Origin of the sequence: Sphingobacterium sp. UBA3519, assembly GCF_002377215.1 — a bacterium.
Lineage (GTDB): Bacteria > Bacteroidota > Bacteroidia > Sphingobacteriales > Sphingobacteriaceae > Sphingobacterium > Sphingobacterium multivorum.
The window spans coordinates 60,309-82,090 of the sequence record NZ_DFPI01000006.1 but is presented as its reverse complement, the minus strand read 5'-3'; the positions used below and the strand labels follow the sequence as shown (position 1 = coordinate 82,090).

The window sequence follows — 21,782 nt, the reverse complement described above, 5'->3', positions numbered from 1 at the left end:
CTCTTCAGAAAAATTGCATGGGCTATTTTGTGCCCCCTGCTAAGTAATTGTTAATAGCCTTTAATCACCTATTTTTTATGAAAAAAAAAGAACAATATAACCGACGGGTCTTTATTCGAACTACATTGGTAACCGGACTTGGCCTAACATTAAACTTATACAGCTGCACCAAAGCTTCAGCTATTCCCGAAAATAAGCCCGGTGAACCCGAACCGGAGAATGAAGATAATACATTACGGATAACCGGTGTGCTATTGTCCGCCCGGATAGAATCTTCCAAGGGGGGCGAATATACAATACAAGGAATGGGATTCAAGACGGGAGATCAGCTATATTTTGAATCACTGAATAAACCCGGTGTAATGGGGAAATTTACCGTCGCAAGCAAATCTGCTTCTGCAGATCATATTGTTTTTGTTTTCCCAACGGACTTGCCATCGGATAGTTATCGGATATCCGTAAAACGCGGAGCCCAGTCATTTTTGTTGGGATCAACCATTGTCAATTTATTTTTTAATGCGAATATCCCCGACAAAACAGGAATGACTGTAAAGGGTGTTGTTTACGCTAATGGTGTAGGTGTTGCCAATGTTGTGGTATCAGACGGCTTTGAAGTGACAATGACGGATGCAGCTGGTATATATTATTTACCTTCTTCCAAAAAAGGAAAATATGTGTTTATCTCCATACCGGGAAACTACGAAGTTGATTCAAACGTCAATGCGCCTCAATTCTTTCAACGCCTTTCGCAGCCGGCTAATATTGTTGAGATTAAAGATTTTGAGCTTAAGGCTGTAAATAATGAAAAACATGTGGTCATGGTGTTGGGGGATATGCACTTGGCTAAACGTACGGATGACCTGAATCAGTTTCAGAAAGGATTCCTGCCCGATGTTAATCAATCAATACAAAACTATAAAAATGCGGGCAATAAAGTGTATGCGCTGACATTGGGAGATATGACTTGGGATGGGTACTGGTATACCAATAATTATGCACTGCCGCAGTATATTGTTGAAATGAATAAGATCAACGCGATGGTATTTAATACCATGGGCAATCATGATAACGATCCAAAGTTTTATGAAGATTGGGGGGCTGAAGATAAGTTCCGTGATGTATTGGGGCCGACTTATTATTCATTCAATATCGGTAAGGTACATTACATTGTTTTAGATAATATTGAATATATTAATGCCGGTGATGCAAGGAACTATAATACAAAAATTGTCGCCGATCAGATTGAATGGCTCAAAAAAGATCTAGCAACCATTACGGATAAGGATACGCCGATTGTGATCGCTATGCATGCACATTTACATACCAATCCAATTCTCAATACGAGCGGTGCCGAAACCACAGGATATCGGATAAGCAATGCGCAGGATTTTGTGAATACCTTGAATGGATTTAACACCGTGCATGTGCTCACGGGACATACGCATATCAATTATAACGTAGAAACAGCTGCTACGCCGCATATCATGGAGCATAATACAGCTGCCATCTGTGCGACCTGGTGGTGGACCGGTAACGCGGGATATGCAGGCAATCATATTTGTAAGGATGGGGCCCCAGGAGGCTATGGAATATGGGCGATAGACGGAAGAGATTTAAAGTGGGGGTATAAGAGTATTGGTGAGCATGCTGATTATCAATTTAGGGCTTATGATCTTAATCAGGTGCATCTTACCAAAGATAAATATGCCCCAAATTTTAAGCCTACAAGTGATCTGAAATGGCAGAGTTATGCGGCGGAATATGCGAATCCCAATAACAACAATGAGGTACTGATCAATGTTTGGAACTACGATAAAAATTGGAAAGTCGAAGTGAGTGAAAATGGTCAACCGTTGACAGTCTCCCGTGTCCGTATGCGAGATCCATTGCATATTGTTTCCTATTCAGCACAGCGGCTTAATCGAAATGCTACCCCCACCGAGGACTTTGTCAGCACCCTGACAGCGCATATGTTTAAAGTGAAGGCCTCTTCTCCCACCAGCACCTTGTTAATTAAAGTAACTGATCGTTTTGGTAAGGTTTATCAAGAAACTATGGTTAGACCCAAAGCTTTTGGATACCTGATGAAGTAGTAGAGAGCTAGATAAAGCTCCGTCACCTGAAGACTGAGCTTTATCTAAATCAAGTTATTCCTATAAAGAATGATCTGTATTATCGAATATAAGATTTGATGGTACAGGGTCTATTAATAGGTAATCTTAGGCTTGCCATTTTCAAAAACCACCCCTTTGGCTGGTTTGTCATTTTTGTCTGGACAGTTCAAGCTTTTGTCCAGCACTCTTTTTGCATGATCCAAATGATTATACTGTTCTGCCATATTGCCAAACTCAGCAAAGTTTTCTTTGTCAGTATACAATATAGAGATAAATTCACAGTCTTTACGAAAGGGGGCGATATGCCATTTACTTGGGTCGGTACAGGGAATGTCATTGAAAAATGTGGTCATTTTAGGTAACAGTTCATCCAGCCGCTGGTTAATTTCAGGCAGCTCCAGATCCCTAGCGCTGGCGACTTTGACTTTGCCTGCAATGCAGCGTATTCCAAAATGAGGCGGAAGATAATTTTCAGCTGGACTGGTATTGTAAACAATAGGCCCTTTATATACTTTCTGTGCCGTTTCTTTAAGGTCTGCAGCTTCGGCAATTAATTTATTATAAGCTTGCTCAAAGCTCGGATGTACGGGGACATAGGTGTAATAAAGCGTGTCAATACGACATTCCTTTAGGTCATTGCAGGAAAGATTTTCAGTTAGTTTAACAGCTTGTTGGATTTTATCGTCTGCTAGGCTAGTGAGTTCTCCATAGTCGTCTTCTTTTTTACAGCCTACAAATAAAAATGTACTAAATAACAAAAAGTAAAATAGGTGTGTTAAGTGCTTCATAAATTTGGTTTTTGTAAGATTAACGAAAGCTATTAACTATCTGCTACAGTCAAAGGTATTCTAATGCAGGGATATATTGCTTTTTATTATCAATAATTAATAAAGTTGTTTTCGAATAGTCTTTAGTTCGGCGAAATTAACATTTAAAAATGACTTAGTCTAAAACACTTTAGTGTAGTATTATTGCTAACCATCTCTATACGACTTGTTTTGATACAATGTGCAGGTAGGCAAGGGTTGTCCATAATTACTTTGTACAGGGATGTCTTTTTTTATGCCAGAAAATGAGATAATACCGCGAAATTGTCGCACTCCACTACCGCTACAAATTAATGTTACGTAGAAAAATAATATTAAAATTCGTATCTTCGTGCAATGGATAATTTTATTGTTTCTGCACGTAAATACCGCCCGATTACCTTTGATTCGGTTGTAGGTCAGCAACACATTACTGGTACCTTAAAGAATGCGATACACAACAATCAGTTGGCGCAGGCATTTTTATTTTGTGGTCCCCGCGGTGTGGGGAAAACTACCTGTGCGCGTATTTTAGCTAAAACAATAAATTGTGAAAATATCTTAGCAGGCACTGAACCTTGTGGTGCATGTGCTAGCTGTAAGTCTTTCCAAAATGGAAATTCTTTCAGTATTCATGAACTGGATGCCGCATCCAATAATTCCGTAGATGATATCCGCAACCTGATTGATCAAGTACGCATACCACCACAGGCTGGAAAATATAAAATCTATATCATAGATGAGGTGCATATGCTTTCTCAAGCGGCTTTCAATGCTTTTTTGAAGACATTGGAGGAACCTCCTTCCTATGCTATCTTTATCCTGGCGACTACTGAAAAACATAAGATTTTACCAACGATTCTTTCGCGCTGTCAGATTTTTGATTTTAACCGGATCAAAGTGGAAGATATGGCCAGTCATTTGGCCCGTATCGCTGACAGGGAAGGTATTGCTTATGATCAGGACGGATTACATATCATTGCCCAAAAGGCCGATGGTGGCCTTCGGGATGCCTTGTCGATGTTCGATCAGATCGTCAGTTTTTCCAATAAAAATGTCACCTATCAAGCGGTAATCGATAATTTGAATATCTTGGATTACGATTATTATTTTAAGCTAACGGATGCTATTTTAACTGAGGATGCAGCACAAACTTTATTGATTTTCAATGAGATTTTAAATCACGGGTTTGATGGCAGTCATTTCATAGCCGGTCTGTCTGCACATTTTAGAAATTTGCTGGTTGCTAAAGAGCCGGCTACGCTAAAATTATTGGAAGTCAGTGATAGTATTCGTCAAAAGTATCTGCAGCAGTCCCAAAAAGCTTCTCCAGGATTTTTGTTATCTGCATTGAATATTTCCAATCAATGTGAGATCAACTATAAGACAAGTAAAAATCAACGCCTGCAAGTTGAACTTTCACTCCTCAAGACATGTCATATCGCAAGTGCGATTAAATTGAGCCAGCTTGGATCCGTACAGATTCCTTCGGCAACCGAGGGCGTAAAAAAAAAACTTCCTGAGCCAGTAGTTGGACAAGCGCAACAAACCTCGGTAGTCCCTACTCCGCAAGCGACTTCTCCAGCGAATGCTCCTGTCGTTGAAAACCCTGTGACACCGCGTTCGCAAGCTAACCCCGTAAATTATCAGGCTTCCGAGACTAAGGAAGAGGTGAAAAAAGATCCTATTTCCAACGTGCCTCCTAAAGTAAAAAAAGGCGGGTGGGGAGCATCTACTGCAGCAATTATTCCGTCTTTGCCGGATTTGAATACCATATACGATAACAATGCGGTTGCCAAAGAAGGTGATGAGCCAGAATTAATACGTGGAAGCGAACAACGTGATGTTTCATTCGGTCAATTTATTGCTGTTTGGAATAGTTATGCTGAACAGCTGAAAGCGGAAAACAAGATTAACTTGTATACCATGATGACGGCTATGCAACCGCGGTTAAATGGGGTATTGATTGAAATTGATGTCGAAAATGGTGTTCAGATGGATGTATTGCAAAGTGCAAAGGTTGATGTGTTGAACTACCTACGTGTGAAACTCCAGAATTTTTCGTTGGATCTGCAGGGGGTGATGATGGAACATACGATTTCACGCAAGCCCTATACTTCCCAGGAGAAGTATCAAGCGATGGTCAACAAAAACCCGCTTTTAGATACTTTGCGGAAGGAGTTTAACTTGGGACTAAGCTAATTCAAGCACGCTAGTTGTTTTTTATTTTTGTACATTTGCAAACTCTTCCATGAAGAGGGAAATATTTAGTTTTATTATGCAAGGAAATTTTCAGAGACGTGATCGCGACCACGGGGAAAGACGTGAAGTGAATCAGATGGTATTTGGTATTCGTGCTGTCATCGAAGCAATCGATAGTGGTAAAGAGATCGAGTCATTATTTATACAACGCGGTTTGAGCGGCAGTTTGATTCTAGAATTGAAAGCCTTGTTAAAGGAACATAATATCGCTTCTCAACAGGTGCCAATTGAAAAATTAAACCGCATAACACGTAAAAATCATCAAGGTGTAATTGCGGTTATTTCTCCAATTACCTATCATGATATAGAAGAACTTCTCCCTCAGATTTATGAAAAAGGTGAAACTCCTTTACTTCTGATGTTGGATGGAGTGACAGATGTGCGCAATTTGGGTGCTATTGCACGTACAGCGGAATGTTCTGGAGTACATGCCATCATTGTCCCTAAAAAGGGCTCAGCTGAGGTTAACCCCGATGCCATTAAAACATCTGCTGGAGCACTCTATAAAATCCCTGTCTGTCGCCATGATAGCTTGTCCAAAGTTGGTAAATTTTTGATTGATTCAGGTGTGCAATTAGTTGCCAGTACAGAAAAAACAACCTCGAGCATTTATGATGTGGATTATACAGCTCCAACCTGTGTGATTATGGGTGCAGAGGACGTTGGTGTTTCCAATGACCTAATCCGTATTGCCGACCACCTGGCCAAGATACCAATGTACGGTGAAATAGGTTCGTTAAATGTATCTGTGTCGGCCGCAGTAGTGATCTATGAAGCGATTCGTCAACGGATTGTTAAAAAATAAAGAATATAATTTAGTTGATTACAAAAAAGCCTTTGTTTTTGACAAAGGCTTTTTTGTAGACTAGTTTTGATAAATATCTTCAATCTCTTGTTCGTATTTTTGCAAGATAACTTTTCTTTTCATTTTTAAAGTCGGTGTCAATTCACCGGTTTCAACGGTCATTTCGTCTGGGACTATGATGAACTTCTTGATCTGTTCCCAGCTGCCAAAATTTTGATTAATACGGTTGAGTTCCGATCTCATTTTCTGTTTCAGTTCAGGACTATTTAGAAAATCTAGCCTAGAAAGATTGGCAAGGGCGGGAAAAGCACTTCTTGACCATTCTAGAAGATTATTATAGTTGGGAACAATCAACGCCGCAGGAAATTTGCGGCCTTCTCCAAGTACCATAGCCTGTTCGATAAATGAAGATTCGACCAGTTTAGATTCGATCTGCTGCGGAACGATATATTTTCCTCCAGAAGTCTTGAACATCTCTTTCTTTCGGTCTATAATTTTAAGAAATTTACCGTCTACCCATTGACCAATGTCCCCAGTATAAAGCCAGCCATCCTTGATCGCTTCTGCTGTTGCCTCTGGATTTTTATAATAGCCAATCATATTATTCTCGCCTTTAGTCAATATTTCTCCATCGTCAGCAAGCTTTATTTCGATATGAATTAACGGTAAGCCTACAGTCCCAATTTTCATGCCTCGTTTATAGCAGTTTACAGCGATACATGGTCCCGCCTCAGTGAGGCCATAACCTTCATATATTGGAATTCCTGCTGCCATATACAGACGGATTAATCTTTCCTGTAAAGCAGCACTCCCGGAGGCAATCCCTTTGATGTCACCACCTAATGCTTCGCGCCATTTTGAAAAAACTAATTTACGGGCAATGTTCAGTTGAAGGTCATACCACCATGTACGTCCCTCCAGTTTGTATTGTTCGCCGATGCTCAAGGACCAGAAGAATAGCTTACGCTTGACTCCTGTTAGCTGCTCTCCTGTAGCCATAATCTTTTCATAAACTTTCTCCAATACACGAGGTACAGCGGAAAAAATATGCGGTTTAACGGATTTAAAATCTTCACCTATCGTATCCATCGATTGAGCAAAGAAGATTGTCAAACCTTTGTACATATATACATATTGGAATACGCGTTCATAGGCATGACAAACTGGAAGAAAGGAGAGGGCACGATCACCTCGTTCGACAGGAAAGGAATATTCACTACTCAACGTATCTGCCAATAAATTTTTATGAGACAACATAACACCTTTGGGATTTCCTGTTGTGCCAGAGGTGTAAATGATGGACGCTAATGTATCGGTTTTTATACCATCACGTAGTTGGTTTAGCGTTTCATCTGTAATGATCTCGCCCTTGGAAACGAAGTCATGCCAATGGTTTAGACCATCCTCTTTGTCTAGACTGTAAATAGCATTTAGTTGCGGACAATCATCTTGTATCGTTAATATCTTTGTGTATAGTGTCTTTGAACTGACAATACACTTCCTGATTTCGGCATGATTGAAGATATATGTGTAATCTAAGGTCGAAATATTAGGGTAAATGGCGACTACTACAGCTCCAATTTGTTGAATAGCAAAATCAAGGATATTCCACTCGATGCGGTTCTCACTAATTAATGCTACTTTCTCTCCCGGCTGAACGCCTAATGCGATCAAACCTTTAGATGTCTCGTTGACCTGTTCAATAAAATAAGTATTGCTTACTTTTACCCATTCGTTACCTTTTTTGAAAGAAAACATCGGGAAATCCGGAGCAATATTATATTGCAGGTATGCTAAATCAAATAATCTTGTTGCTACTATTGGCATGTTAGAAGTCCAGTTCGTATAATACAGCTAATTTAAGCTTTTTTATAGAGACTATTATATTGGCAGGAGATATTAGTGCCTGTACTTTTAGAAGGGGATATAAAAGAAAAGACTCTGGTAAATCAAGCTACGTGCTTTTATACCAGAGTCTTTAAACTCTTATTTTAAATACTAATGACTAGTATTTGCTTTTTGATTCTTTACGTTTTCCAGAGAAATCACGGAAGCCACCGCCATTGCTGCTACGCTCACCACGATCACGACGCTCACCACTGAATCCGCCTTCACGTCTTCCGCTGCGTTCGCCGCCACCATATCCACCTTCACGTCTTCCACCGCGATCTCCACCACGGTATCCACCTTCACGTCTTCCGCCACGGCTTCTTCCACCACGGTCGCTACGACCTTCTCCTCTAGCTTCACCAGATACTTCGATACGTACTTGACGACCATTGTAATCTACACCTTGGAATCCTTGGAATACTTTTTCTACTTCTGCATCTTGAACTTCGAAGAATGTGAACACACCTTTCAAATCAATTTTACCGATTGATTTTCCTGAAATATTCGCATTGTTACAGATAAAGCCTAACATGTCTCCACGAGAGAATTCATCTACTGAACCTAAGTTCATAAATAAACGCGTGTAGCCTTTTGAACCTTCACGTGAACGACCATCACGTCTATCACCGCGGTCTTCACGACCACCATCACGCGCTTCGATATTTAAATCAGGTGCATTTTTGTAATAATCCAAGAAACGGTTGAACTCAAGAGAAGCGAATCTTTTGATGATATCTTCTTTTGAAAGTGATTCCAAATTTTCCATAATTGCAGGCAAGAATGGACTGATTTGTTCATCGTTTACTTCAACATTTTCAATCTTTTTAACGATAGAGAACAATTGTTTTTCGCAAACTTCAGCACCTTGAGGTACTTGTTTTTTCTCAAAAGGCTTACCGATGATTTTTTCAAGATGACGGATTTTGCTTAGCTCTTTTACGTTTACCAAAGAAAGCGAAATACCAGTTTTACCTGCACGGGCTGTACGGCCAGAACGGTGCGTATAGTTTTCTGTTTCATCAGGTAAAGAGAAATTGATAACGTGAGTTACATCACTTACATCAATACCACGAGCGGCGACGTCTGTTGCGATCAATAATTGTAAACTACGGTCACGGTAACGTTTCATAACTTTATCACGTTGTTGTTGGGACAAGTCGCCATGCAGTGAATCAGCGTTGTAACCATCTTTAATCAACGCTTCAGCGATATCCTGTGTTTCGATTTTTGTACGACAAAATACGATACCAAAGATATCAGGGTTTGAATCCACAATACGTTTGAATGCAGCATATTTATCTTTTGCTTTGATCAAATAATAGTGGTGTTCAATGTTGGCATTACCGGTGTTTTTTGTACCTACAGTAAGCTCAACTGGATCGGTCATATAATTCTTTGCGATACGACGTACCTCAGCAGGCATTGTCGCCGAAAATAACCAAGTTTTTTTCTCGTCAGGAGTTTCTGACAAAATGTTGTTGATGTCTTCTTTGAAGCCCATATTGAGCATCTCATCCGCTTCATCCAATACAACATATTTTACATTTGAAAAATCAATCGCATTTCTGCCGATGATATCCAACATACGACCTGGGGTCGCTACTACAATTTGCACTCCACGTCTAATTTGACGTAGCTGGTCTGAGATATTTGCACCTCCATATACAGCAACAACATGTACGTTGTCAACGTATTTAGCAAATTTTTCTAAATCTTTTGAGATTTGTAAACATAATTCCCGAGTAGGGCAAAGAATTAATGCCTGTGGGTGTTTTTGAGAAAAGTCTAATTGCTCTAATAATGGAAGACCAAATGCCGCGGTCTTTCCTGTGCCAGTTTGGGCTAATCCGACAAAATCGTCGTTACCAGTCAATAAAACAGGAATGGCTTTTTCCTGAATTTCAGAAGGTTTTTCGAAACCTAATTCTGAGATGGCATTAACAACTTCCTCACGGATTCCCAGTTCTAAAAATGGGTTCATGAAATATTTTATACAATAGGCACTATTGCCTAAGGCGATGCAAAGATAAGAATAATATTGGAATAAACAAATAATTTAAACAATTGATTTTTAAGGTGATCTGATTCTTTTGTACTAAGTGATAATAAATTGGGTCGTGTTACTTAGATTTAGCGCGCTTTAACAAGTTTTATTTTGAATGTGAAACCATTTACAGCCTAGCTTATTTGAAAGGGATGCTCAACATAAAATTATAGATTTCTTTAATTCCGATAAAGCCAAAGATAGATTGTTGGAGCACTGGCATAAACATATATTTGACTATTTCTCCGATATTGTGCAAAAATATATTCCTATTTAAATCTGCTGTTAACTAGGTATAAAATGCTGCAAAAGCAACCTGATCACCTGGATTATAACGTAAATCGACGATCAATTCCTCTATTTGTTTTGATTTAAGATTTTGTATTGCTTCTAATAGCGAATAGGCTCCATCGAAATCAAATTGGCATATAATTACTTTAAATAGGGGGATCTTTTTACGTTTACCTTATCAAAGAATAAGATTTCGATAAGAAAAGGAGTAATAAAAAAGGCATCACCGTGAAGTGATGCCTTTGGCTTGTATAAATCAAAGAATATCGATTAATAAAGCGTAAACTCTACGCGACGGTTTTGTTGACGACCATCGGCGGTTTTGTTTGATGCGATCGGTTGGTCAGGACCATAACCTGTCGCTTCAATACGCGATGCATTAGCACCTCGAGATACTAAATAGGCTTTTACCGATTCTGCGCGTTCTTTTGATAAACGCATGTTCAATTCACGGGAACCTGTATTATCGGTGTGACCAGCTAGTTTTAAGCTGAAGTTTTTCTCGATTAACAGTTCGGCTACTTTATTTAATGTCGCGTATGATGTAGGACGTATGGTTGCTTTTCCTAAATCGAACTCCAAGTTTTTGATTGCGTCAGCAACAACTTTTCGGTCAGCCTCTGTTACAACAACCTTTTCAACCACTCTTGTTTCGTTTTTAACAACAATTGGACATCCTGCACCGTCTACCTGAACACCTGAAGGTGTGCCTGGGCATTTGTCATATTTGTTAGCTACACCATCACCATCATCATCTTTCAGGTCACTGTTTAGTCCGTCCAGTTGATTTTGTAGTGCTTGGTTTTTAGCATTTAAAGCATCATTTTGTGCTTTAAGATCATCGTATTTCAATGTGTAGTCGTTTACTAAGGTCGCGACAGGATTTGAATTGTTCAAAGCAGGTTTGCTACCATTACCCAGTGCAAATTCTAAGCCACCATGGATGTAAGTAAACAAGTCATTCTTATATTGACCACCTCGAATACCGTCAAAGTTTTGGTTAACCCAATTTAACTGATAACCCAACTCAAAGTTGATTCCTTTGGCAACAGCAAATTTGAAACCCATGTCCAATGGTACATATATTTTAGAAATACCATCGGCTTCTTGAGAAGTAGAACCTGTTGTCAATGTTGTTTTGCTGTTCATAACACCAACACCAATTGACGCATAAGGTTTGATGAAACTGTTGAAGAATCTCCAGTTCGTATTAGCCGCTTGGAATTCTCCTGACAATGCAGCAGACCATGGTGTTTTAGCCTCAAAAGATTGTGATCCATCTTTAAATGCGCCACCTGTTTTACCGCCAAAGTAACTCGCTTTAATGCCGAAAGAAGGAGAGATTTGCTTTTTAATATAAGCACTATATCCCAAATTCCATGCTAAATCCTCATAGTTTGCACGGTTAAAGCCAGCAATGTTAGTTTGATTTGTCACCCCGGCACCAATACCGATAGACCATGTTCTATATTGTGTAGCTGGTCCAAATGGTGTTGTTCCTTCAATGGATGATGCTTTTGCATTTTGAGCATTTGCTGTATTCGCAAATAAGCCCGCAGATGCAAGCGCGAGTACGAATTGTAATTTTAGTTTCATATAATTTGTGTTTGTATAAACCGATGCAAAAGTAATAAGTTAAAAATTAAATTCACTATAGGTTTGTAGTTGAAATATGACATTTGGTAAATAAAAAGGTGTTTCTGTTTAAAAACACCTTTTTATTAGTGTAATTTGTTAGTTATTAATAAAGTGTAAATTCAACACGGCGATTCTGTTGACGGCCCGCTGCATTTTTATTGGATGCAATTGGTTGGTCTGGACCATATCCGGTTGCTTCGATACGCGACGCGTTAGCACCCTGAGATACTAAATATGCTTTTACCGCTTCTGCACGTTCTTTAGACAAACGCATATTTAATTCGCGTGAACCTGTATTGTCGGTGTGACCTGCGAGTTTTAAACTAAAATTTTTCTCGATCAATAATGCGGCAACTCTATTCAATGTCGCATAAGAGCTGGAGCGAATAGTTGCTTTACCTAAATCAAACTCCAAGTTTTTGATCGCATCAGCAACAACTTTCTTATCTGCTTCTGTAACCACAACTTTCTCTACGACTTTGGTTTCGTTTTTAACGACAATTGGACAACCCGATCCATCCACTTGGACACCAGAAGGTGTACCTGGGCATTTATCGTATTTGTTAGCCACACCATCGCCGTCGTCATCTTTTAGATCATTGTTGAGACCATCTAACGGTCCTTGTAACGCTTGATTTTTAGCATTCAACGCATCATTTTGAGCCTTTAAGTCATCGTACTTAACCGTGTAGTCATTGACAAGCGTTGCGACAGGGTTAGAATTGTTTAAAGCAGGTTTGCTACCATTACCCAATGCAAATTCTAGGCCTGCGTGAGCATAAGTGAATAAGTCATTTTTGTATTGTTGACCCACTGGGTTATCGGTACCCATTCTGTTGTCAAAACGTTGGTTCGCCCAATTCAATTGGTAACCAAGTTCAAAGTTGATACCTTTTGCTACGGCGAATTTAAAACCAAAATCTGCCGGTACATAAATCTTAGAATACGAGTCACCATATTCTCCTCTGTTCCCGTTAGCGATTCCAGCGGTCTCGGCGTTCATTACACCAACACCAATGGATGCGTACGGTTTAATAAAGCTGTTGAAAAATCTCCAGTTGGTATTTGCTGCTAAAAACTCGCCCGACAACGCTACAGACCAAGGTGTTTTAGTTTCAAATCCTGTCTGTTTATCGCTATTAACATAGCCTGATGTTTTTCCACCAAAATAAGTAGCTTTCAATCCAAAGGATGGGGAGATCTGCTTCTTGATGTAAGCACTATAACCCAAATTCCAATCCAGTTTATCGTAACCACCATTGTTAAACTTGGCGATATTTTGCAAGCTCGTTACACCTGCTCCCACACCGATCGACCACGTTCTATATTGTGTTGCCGAGCCTAATGGTGTTGTGCCTTCAATAGATGCTTCTTTTGTGCTTTGCGCAAAGGATGCGGTGGATAAAATTCCTGCCGCAACAAGTAATCCTGATTTTTTAAGGCTAATTTTCATAATGCGTGTTTGTAAAATTATCTACTATAATACTGTTGTTAAATTAACTCACTGAACACTCTTGCAATAAATTTGCCAAAAATTATTTGGTTACTCTACTCGCCCAAAAAAGTTTGGCACCTCAATTTCAAAAGCCAGATGCTTAACAATATTTTCAGTAAAAATGTTTTGAAAAAAAGTTTTCCTGCTTTTTGTGATCAAAATAACATCGACATCTTCATCCCGGATAATGGTATGAATACCGTTTGCAATATTCTCTCGGGAACCTGCAAAATAACTTGGCGACTTGATAATATAGGAAATATCCTCGATACCGGTTTCAGCAATGATCTGTTCAATCCAATTTTCAAGTTTTTTACCTAATATGTTGATTTCTAGTTCGTTTTTATTGATATGGATAAGCTGTAAGTGGAAGTTTTTTCCGTACAATGGTATGGCTTGTTTGAGGACCTCAAGTTCACCGGGTTTGAAATTTGTCAATAACGCAATGTTATCATTTTTCAATTTTATCGCGTTTTTCGGGATGGCTAAAACAGGGATCTTCGACTCTTTAATGACATCATATGTATTGCTTCCAATCAATACAGATTCAAGTCCAGTCACGCCTTTTGTACCCATAATCACCGTTTGATAGACCTCTTTTATCTCTTGTTTATCCAGTGTTTCCGCTAAAATACCGTTAGCAAATAAGGTAGAAATTTTAAGCGAAGGATATTCCTGTAGAAGTTCAGCTACAAGTTTTTCCATCTGATGGCGGGCTTCTCCCTCGGTAGGGTCTACTAAATGCTTCGCATTTGCAAATTTGTTGATATGTGAAGTGAACGAATGAAAGAGTGTAATCTCATCGTTTGTTGTCACTGCGATTTGAGCGGCATAAAATGCGGCAACTCGTGCGTTTTCGGAATAATCTACAGGTATTAATAGTTTAGACATGGCTATAAGGTTATGCTTTAGTGAAAAATATTGGAACTAACGGATGACTAAATAGTGCTTTTGCAACTGAACGCGTGAAGACACGTTCAAAGAACGATTTTCTCGATCGTGTCACCAATAATATTTTGATCTTTTCCTCATGGATCATCTCATTAATGACTTCCGGAACGGTATCGAGGTCCTCAATATCACCCTGTATTGAATCGACTTCGATAGCAATATTGGTCACACCGATATATTTTTTGATCTTATATTTCCATACTTCAAGCTTGTCTTCGATTCTGTTTTCTGAGGAATGATCGTAGTGAACATGCATCAATTTTAATTCAAAATCCTTGCCGATAATGTTGACAAAATCCTGTACGGTTTGTACCTCTTCTTCTTTAAAATTAGACAGTAAGCCAACTTTGTCAATAGGAGTAAAGGATGCTTCAGTTGGAATGGCCAAGACAGGTATTTTGGCTTTTTTGCTAATAACATAGGTTGTGCTGCCAATTAGCTGGCTGTCGTCATTGGTGATGCCTTTAGTTCCCATGATGACAAAATCAAATCGATTAGGAGTGGCGAGCTCGGGTAGTGTTTCTGTAATCATACCGCGCTCACATTGTGTTGTTATTTCAAGCGTAGGATGTTTTAATTTTATTGATTCTGCCAGATTTTTAATAAGGATATCAGCTTTGAATGTTGGAGAATCAGCCTCATTACGGCTGTTTTCCTCCTCAAATACTGCAGAAGCTGAAGTATAATTGTGGTAAAGATGGAGTGAATACCCCTTTTCGAGGGCAAGGTCCACTGCGTAATCTACAGCATTATTAGAATGAGCCGAAAAATCTACCGGTAGTAGAATGTTTTTTTTCATTAGAAGGAATTTAATCTACAAAATCTAATCTTATTTATTTTGCCTTTAGGGAATGTGCGCGAAAGTGTACTAGATTCCCTATTTTACTATCAAATGTAATAAAACAAATGTAATTGTGGATGACCTTAAGTCAAATAGTTTTTGTTGTTTTACATGTTGAATTTGACGAGCTTTAGACAAATATGAATAACGAATAACGCTTTTAAAATGTTGTATTTAATGTCAGTTTGTGATTTTTGCCACCTATAAAATACCCGTGCTCTAACTGTCTGTATGTTATCTCCTGATTTTTTTGTTTGAAAAGTCAATATTGGAGTTTTTCTCGTTTAGAGAAAACGGTCGTTTCAAGGTCAATATATGGAATTCTACATTGCATAACCTACCAATTTTGAGTAAGTTTGCACATATTTTTAGATAATTAAATGACAAGTAGAGAAATTCGTCAAGCCTTTTTGGACTTTTTTAAAAGTAAAGGGCATCAGATAGTACCTTCAGCACCAGTAGTTGTAAAAAATGACCCTACATTAATGTTTACCAATGCGGGGATGAATCAATTCAAAGATTTGTTTCTTGGTGAAGCACCCATCAAATTTCCGCGTGTTGCCGATACACAACGCTGTTTGCGCGTTTCCGGCAAACACAATGATTTGGAAGAAGTAGGGATTGATACCTACCACCATACATTGTTTGAGATGTTAGGAAATTGGAGCTTTGGTGATTACTTTAAGAAAGAAGCTATTGCTTGGGCCTGGGAGCTGTTGACAGAAGTATATAAGTTAGACAAAGATCGTTTATATGTAACCATTTTCGAAGGGGATGCAAAAGAAGGTTTAGAACGTGATATGGAAGCTTTCGATTTCTGGAAGGAATGGATTGACGAAGATAGAATTCTCCTTGGTAACAAAAAAGATAATTTCTGGGAAATGGGAGAGACTGGGCCTTGTGGGCCTTGTTCCGAAATTCATTTCGATATGCGCAGTGCAGAAGAGCGTACACAAACTTCAGGACAGAGTTTGGTCAATGCCGACCACCCTCAGGTAATTGAGATCTGGAATCTTGTTTTTATGCAGTTTAATCGCTTGAAAGATGGTTCACTTCAGTCGCTCCCAGCTAAACATGTTGATACGGGAATGGGCTTTGAGCGTCTGGTGCGATGCATCCAGGGAAAGACATCTAATTATGATACGGATGTATTTACACCTACCATTGATTTTATTTCTGGGAAATCAGGCATAAAATACGGTATAGATGAAAAGTCTGATATTGCTATGCGTGTAGTGTCTGATCACATTCGTGCGGTTAGTTTTGCAATTGCCGATGGTCAATTGCCATCTAACAATAAAGCTGGTTATGTGATCCGTCGTATTTTACGTCGCGCGGTGCGTTATGCTTATACATTTTTAGGTTTTAAGACTCCTTTTATTAATGAACTCGTCCCTGTCTTGGCATCACAGTTTGCCGGTGTATTCGACGAACTGATTCAACAGCAGGATTTTGTACAGAAGGTAATCTTAGAGGAAGAAGTTTCTTTCCTAAGAACATTGTCTACGGGGGTCCAACGATTTGAAAATTATGTAGAGGACCACAGCGTAATTAATGGAGATTTTGCTTTCGAGCTTTATGATACTTACGGATTTCCGATCGACTTAACTGAATTATTGGCCCGGGAGAAAGGGTTAACGGTTGATATGGAAGGTTTCAACCAAGCACTTCAAATTCAAAAGGATCGTTCTCGTGCTGCCACTGCTATAGATACAGGTGATTGGGTTGTGGTAAATGATGATGAGGGATTTGAATTCGTAGGCTACGACACATTAACTGCCGTTACAGAGGTTATTAAATACCGTAAGGTTGTAGCAAAAAATAAAGAACAATTCCAATTGGTGCTTTCTGTCAGTCCTTTTTATGCTGAGGGTGGTGGCCAGGTTGGTGACTCTGGAGAATTGGTTTCCGAGGAAACGGGCGAGAAGATTTATATCACGGATACAAAAAAGGAAAATGGTCTATTTGTACATTTTACAAACAAATTGCCATTAGAATTGAAAGGAACATTTGTTGCTCAGGTCGATAAATCCAAAAGAATCGATACTGAAAACAATCACTCGGCGACCCATTTATTACATGCTGCGCTAAAACAGGTGCTAGGAAGCCATGTGAATCAAAAGGGATCATTGGTCAACGCCGATATTTTACGCTTTGACATCTCTCATTTTGCGAAAATGACTGACGAAGAGATTAAACAAGTTGAAGATATTGTCAATGCTAAAATTCGTGAAAATATTCCGTTGAAAGAGGAACGTAATGTCCCTTATCAACAGGCATTAGATTCTGGTGTAACAGCACTATTTGGTGAAAAGTATGGCGATTTTGTTCGTGTGATCACTTTTGAAGATCAATATTCTAAAGAATTGTGTGGTGGTACGCATGTCAAAGCAACTGGTCAAATCGGGTTTTTCAAAATTGTTTCTGAATCTGCTGTTGCAGCCGGTGTACGTCGTATTGAAGCAATTACCGGCACTCGTTCAGCTTCAGTTATCCGTGAGCATTTCGAATTGGTGCATCACCTGAAAGAGCTTATGAATAATCCAAAGGATTTCGTTTCTGCATTAGGTAAAATCATCGACGAAAATGGCGCTTTGAAGAAAGAAGTCGAGAAGAGCATTACAGAAAAATCCTTGGCATTGAAGTCAGATCTGGAAGCGAAGATTCAACAAGTTGGATCTATAAATTTCTTGTCCACAATTGTTGATCTGCCCAATGCCGAAGCTGTAAAAACTTTGGCGTATGCGGTAAAGGGAGCTGTTAACAACTTGTTTTTGGTCATTGGTGCTGAGTTTGAAGGTAAACCGAGTTTGACCGTCGTCATATCAGATGAATTGGCCAAAGAAAAAGGGTTGAACGCAAGTCATATTGTTCGTGATTTGGCTAAGGATATCCAAGGCGGCGGAGGTGGTCAACCATTTTTCGCAACAGCTGGAGGTAAGAACCCTGCTGGATTAAAGGTTGCAATTGAGCGAGCAATAGATTTCTTGAAATAAATTTTATACAATACCAAGCCATCGGATTTATTCGGCGCCTTCCTTGGGAGATCCGAATAAATCGGATAGTTTTCACGATTCTTAAAGCTGTGACATGTAGCGTGAATCAAACAGAGCAAAGCCATTTGCGTAATTGGGAATAGGTACTTAACAAATAAAAATAAACGGATGAAAAAGGCAGTTTTTTTAGCAGTAGGGATCGTTGGTTTGATGATGGGTTGCCAAAATAAAGAGCAATTTACCATCGCTGGAAATGTCGAAAATCCTGGCAATATCAAAGTTATTTCATTGTATGAAGGTGATACCAAGCTAGATTCAATGTTTTTTGGCGATAATAACAAATTTCAGTTCGTACGACCTGCTAGCCAATCCAGACTGTTGTCCTTGCGTGTAGGTAAAAATCGGTACGATTTGATTGCTTCTCCGGGGGAGACGATCACATTTAAGACAGATCTTCATAAAGATGTAAATGATTATCAAGTGGATGGGTCTGAATTGTCAAAGACGATACAGCCTTTTGCCAAAGAGCGAAATTATCGCGATTATTTACAGGACTCCTTACAGACGGTGTTTTCTAAGCTGACAGCCAATTCAACAGCAGCTGAGATCGAAAAGATTCGTGCTGAATATAAATCAAAGTTTGCGGAAGAATTGCGTACATATACAAAAAAAGCCGTCGATTTCGCTAATAAACACAATGATCTTGCTGGTTTTTATGCGATCTCTACCTTAGATCCCGAAGTCGCCGAAAATGAAATCATTACCTATGCAGAGAAAATAAAGAATGAATTTACGGAGAACAGATATGTGACACAGTTTAAGGAGGAGACCCAAAAGCTAAAAAAAATGGCTATTGGACAACCTGCTCCCGAACTGACTTCATTTACGCCTTCCAACAAAGAGGTAAAATTGTCGAGTTTTAAAGGAAAATATACCTTGGTTGATTTCTGGGCTTCATGGTGTATGCCTTGTCGCCAGGAGAACCCCAATCTCGTTAGGTTGTACAATACTTACCACGCTAAAGGCTTTGATATACTCTCCGTTTCATTTGATGATAATCCTGGCTCATGGATGCGTGCTATCGAAGATGACAAGTTAACCTGGACACATGTATCAGATTTGAAAGCTTGGAGCTCACCAGTTGTGATTGATTACCGTGTGAAAGCCTTGCCTACCTCTTATATTCTCGATCCGAACGGCATTATTATAGCAAAGAACCTGCGCGGCGAGGAGCTGGAGGCATTTTTGAAGAAAACAATTAAATAATCAATCTGTTATTGTTAAATATTATATTACTTAATAATTTGGTAACATTAGATTAACTGATTGTTATCATTTTGTTTATAATTTAGCAAAAAAAATAAGACAAATGAGTTCTTCGAAACAAAAGATTTTAATTGTTGATGACGAAAAAGATATCTTGGATTTAATTGCATTCAACTTAAATCGTGAAGGTTATCAGGTCTCTACAGCGCAAAATGGGGAAGAGGCAATCAACGTTGCTAAACAAGTAAATCCGGACCTCATCATTTTGGATGTGATGATGCCAAAGATGGACGGAATTGAAGCTTGTCGCATCATGCGCGCAATGCCTGAATTCAAAAGTACATTTATGGTGTTTTTGACTGCTAGAAGCGAAGAGTATTCGGAGATCGCAGGATTTCATGTCGGTGCAGACGACTATATTGCAAAGCCGATCAAACCGCGTGCGCTAATGAGTCGCATCAATGCTATCTTAAGAAGAAATGCTTCCGAAGAGTCAGATGCTGCCGTTCAGGATAAAATTGAAATTGCCGATTTGGTTATTGATCGAGATTCTTTCTTAGTCTACAAAGGGGAACAAAAGATCGTTCTTGCAAAGAAAGAGTTTGAGCTATTATATTTGTTGGCTTCAAAACCGAATAAGGTGTTTACGCGTGAACAGATCTTAAAGAGCATCTGGGAAGATTCTGTTGTTGTGACTAACCGTACAATTGACGTTCACATCCGCAAGCTGCGTGAAAAGATAGGAGACGATTATGTAACCACTGTAAAAGGAGTGGGATACAAATTTGATAAAGAATAAAAAAAAGAGGCCAAAGCCTCTTTTTTTATTGATTAACTTTCCGCAGTATAGATTCTATACGATTCGCCTTGCGCCAAATCTGGACAAATCTGGGGCAGATGTTTCCAATTTAACATAAGAGAAAGGAGCGGATTTAGTGAAGGAATTGCCATCGTTATAGGGAACTCTTTCTCGAGATGACTTGATATCACCGCAACAAATCTTTACTTTTGACCTAAAGCAAAGTAAAAATTTCAACATGTCATCTATTCTTATAAAATCTGCACAACTAGTCAATGAAGGTAAAGTTGAGGTTGCTGACGTATATATCAGCAATGGTCGAATCGAAATGATTGCTCAGGAAATTAATCATCCTGCTGATCAGGAGATAAATGCTGAGGGGCTACACTTGCTACCGGGACTTATCGATGACCAGGTTCATTTTAGAGAACCCGGGTTAACTTATAAAGCGGATATATGGCATGAGAGCCGCGCCGCAGTTGCTGGTGGGACAACCTCCTTCATGGAAATGCCTAATACTGTCCCGAATACGTTGACTCAGCAGTTGCTTCAAGATAAATATGATATTGCAGCAAAAAATGCATTGGCCAATTACTCATTCTTTATGGGGGCGGCTAATGATAATCTTGAGGAGGTGCTTAAAACTAATCCAAGAGATGTCTGTGGTATCAAAGTTTTTATGGGGTCATCTACAGGGAATATGTTGGTGGATAATGAAAAAGCGTTGGAAGGGATCTTTGCGAATGCTCCGACCTTGGTGGCTACGCATTGTGAAGACGAGGCGACGATAAAGGCAAATCTGGCCCTATTTAAGGAAAAATATGGTGAGGATGGATTGAAAATTGAGATGCATCCATTGATTCGTTCTGAGGAAGCCTGCTATTTATCCTCGTCGAAAGCTGTCGAATTGGCAAAAAAGCATAATACACGCTTGCATATCCTTCATATATCAACAGCCAAAGAAATTGCATTATTTAGTCATGATATTCCATTAAAGGATAAAAAAATAACGGCTGAAGCTTGTATCCATCACCTTTGGTTTTCTGATCAGGATTATGCTTCAAAAGGTAATTTTATCAAATGGAATCCAGCTGTAAAAACAGCCAATGATCGCGACCAAATTCTAAAAGCTTTATTAGATGGGCATATCGATGTGATAGCGACAGATCATGCTCCGCATACAATGGAGGAAAAATCGCAGCCCTATGCTTCAGCGCCAAGCGGAGGACCTCTTGTACAGCATGCATTGCAAGCCTTGTTGGATATGGTCAAAGCGGGAAAAATGACCCTGGAACAATTGGTGCAAAAATCTGCACACAATACGGCTACATTGTTCCAAATCGAAGATAGAGGTTACATTCGTGAGGGATATTGGGCCGACCTTGTGTTGGTCGATCTGAATAAACCTTATACGGTTTCGAAAGCAAATATCCTGTCAAAATGTGGCTGGTCACCATTTGAGGGACACACATTTAGTTCAACGATTGAACATACTTTCGTATCAGGTAAACTTGCTTTCTCCAATGGGCGACTTATTGAGAAAGGTGCTGGTGAACGTCTGTTGTTCAACCGATAGTATTTAAC

At 39.3% G+C, this 21,782-nt stretch carries 15 protein-coding genes; 7 read left to right on the top strand and 8 right to left on the bottom strand.

Annotated elements, in window-relative coordinates:
- Positions 1-77 precede the first annotated feature (77 nt).
- A complete protein-coding gene (locus B3297_RS02385; protein ID WP_201639517.1) occupies positions 78-2,093 on the top strand; it encodes a calcineurin-like phosphoesterase C-terminal domain-containing protein in 2,016 nt (671 codons plus the stop codon).
- A 113-nt stretch (positions 2,094-2,206) separates the two neighbouring features.
- Here the strand turns inward: B3297_RS02385 and B3297_RS02380 are convergent, their stop codons facing one another.
- Positions 2,207-2,902 carry a hypothetical protein gene (locus B3297_RS02380; RefSeq protein WP_070567260.1) on the bottom strand — a complete coding sequence of 232 codons (696 nt, stop codon included), beginning with the start codon at positions 2,900-2,902 and terminating at the stop codon, positions 2,207-2,209.
- A gap of 375 nt (positions 2,903-3,277) precedes the next feature.
- On the opposite strand from B3297_RS02380, the gene B3297_RS02375 reads away from it, so the two are divergent.
- Both B3297_RS02375 and rlmB read left to right on the top strand, forming a co-directional pair.
- Positions 3,278-5,122: a DNA polymerase III subunit gamma/tau gene (locus B3297_RS02375; protein WP_070567258.1), complete on the top strand. Its 1,845-nt coding sequence runs from the start codon at positions 3,278-3,280 to the stop codon at positions 5,120-5,122.
- A 76-nt stretch (positions 5,123-5,198) separates the two neighbouring features.
- A complete protein-coding gene (rlmB, locus tag B3297_RS02370; RefSeq protein ID WP_046672182.1) occupies positions 5,199-5,987 on the top strand; it encodes a 23S rRNA (guanosine(2251)-2'-O)-methyltransferase RlmB in 789 nt (262 codons plus the stop codon).
- A gap of 60 nt (positions 5,988-6,047) precedes the next feature.
- Here the strand turns inward: rlmB and B3297_RS02365 are convergent, their stop codons facing one another.
- The 7 genes from B3297_RS02365 to B3297_RS02340 all read right to left on the bottom strand — a co-directional run bounded on the left by B3297_RS02365 (position 6,048) and on the right by B3297_RS02340 (position 15,095).
- The gene (locus B3297_RS02365) at positions 6,048-7,814 is read right to left on the bottom strand and encodes an AMP-dependent synthetase/ligase (protein ID WP_112374231.1); all 1,767 of its coding nucleotides are present in this window, start codon (positions 7,812-7,814) and stop codon (positions 6,048-6,050) included.
- Between the two features lie 178 nt (positions 7,815-7,992).
- Positions 7,993-9,858: a DEAD/DEAH box helicase gene (locus tag B3297_RS02360; RefSeq protein ID WP_070567253.1), complete on the bottom strand. Its 1,866-nt coding sequence runs from the start codon at positions 9,856-9,858 to the stop codon at positions 7,993-7,995.
- Between the two features lie 352 nt (positions 9,859-10,210).
- A complete protein-coding gene (locus tag B3297_RS24800; RefSeq protein WP_368072493.1) occupies positions 10,211-10,351 on the bottom strand; it encodes a S41 family peptidase in 141 nt (46 codons plus the stop codon).
- A 131-nt stretch (positions 10,352-10,482) separates the two neighbouring features.
- The gene (locus B3297_RS02355; RefSeq protein WP_070567251.1) at positions 10,483-11,808 is read right to left on the bottom strand and encodes an OmpA family protein; all 1,326 of its coding nucleotides are present in this window, start codon (positions 11,806-11,808) and stop codon (positions 10,483-10,485) included.
- Between the two features lie 145 nt (positions 11,809-11,953).
- The gene (locus tag B3297_RS02350; RefSeq protein WP_286778373.1) at positions 11,954-13,303 is read right to left on the bottom strand and encodes an OmpA family protein; all 1,350 of its coding nucleotides are present in this window, start codon (positions 13,301-13,303) and stop codon (positions 11,954-11,956) included.
- Between the two features lie 90 nt (positions 13,304-13,393).
- On the bottom strand, positions 13,394-14,236 hold the full coding sequence (locus tag B3297_RS02345) for a universal stress protein (RefSeq protein ID WP_070567247.1): 843 nt from the start codon (positions 14,234-14,236) through the stop codon (positions 13,394-13,396).
- 10 nt (positions 14,237-14,246) lie between these two features.
- A complete protein-coding gene (locus tag B3297_RS02340) occupies positions 14,247-15,095 on the bottom strand; it encodes a universal stress protein (protein WP_070567245.1) in 849 nt (282 codons plus the stop codon).
- A 422-nt stretch (positions 15,096-15,517) separates the two neighbouring features.
- On the opposite strand from B3297_RS02340, the gene alaS reads away from it, so the two are divergent.
- From alaS to B3297_RS02320, 4 genes are all read left to right on the top strand, one after another.
- Positions 15,518-18,133, top strand: a complete 2,616-nt coding sequence (alaS, locus tag B3297_RS02335; RefSeq protein ID WP_112374227.1) for an alanine--tRNA ligase — start codon at positions 15,518-15,520, stop codon at positions 18,131-18,133.
- 168 nt (positions 18,134-18,301) lie between these two features.
- Complete coding sequence (locus B3297_RS02330) at positions 18,302-19,399, top strand: TlpA family protein disulfide reductase (RefSeq protein ID WP_070567241.1); 1,098 nt, start codon at positions 18,302-18,304, stop codon at positions 19,397-19,399.
- A 103-nt stretch (positions 19,400-19,502) separates the two neighbouring features.
- Positions 19,503-20,198 (top strand): response regulator transcription factor, encoded by a 696-nt coding sequence (locus B3297_RS02325; RefSeq protein WP_046672195.1) that lies wholly within the window; start codon positions 19,503-19,505, stop codon positions 20,196-20,198.
- A gap of 238 nt (positions 20,199-20,436) precedes the next feature.
- Positions 20,437-21,774, top strand: a complete 1,338-nt coding sequence (locus B3297_RS02320; protein WP_070567239.1) for a dihydroorotase — start codon at positions 20,437-20,439, stop codon at positions 21,772-21,774.
- Positions 21,775-21,782 lie beyond the last annotated feature (8 nt).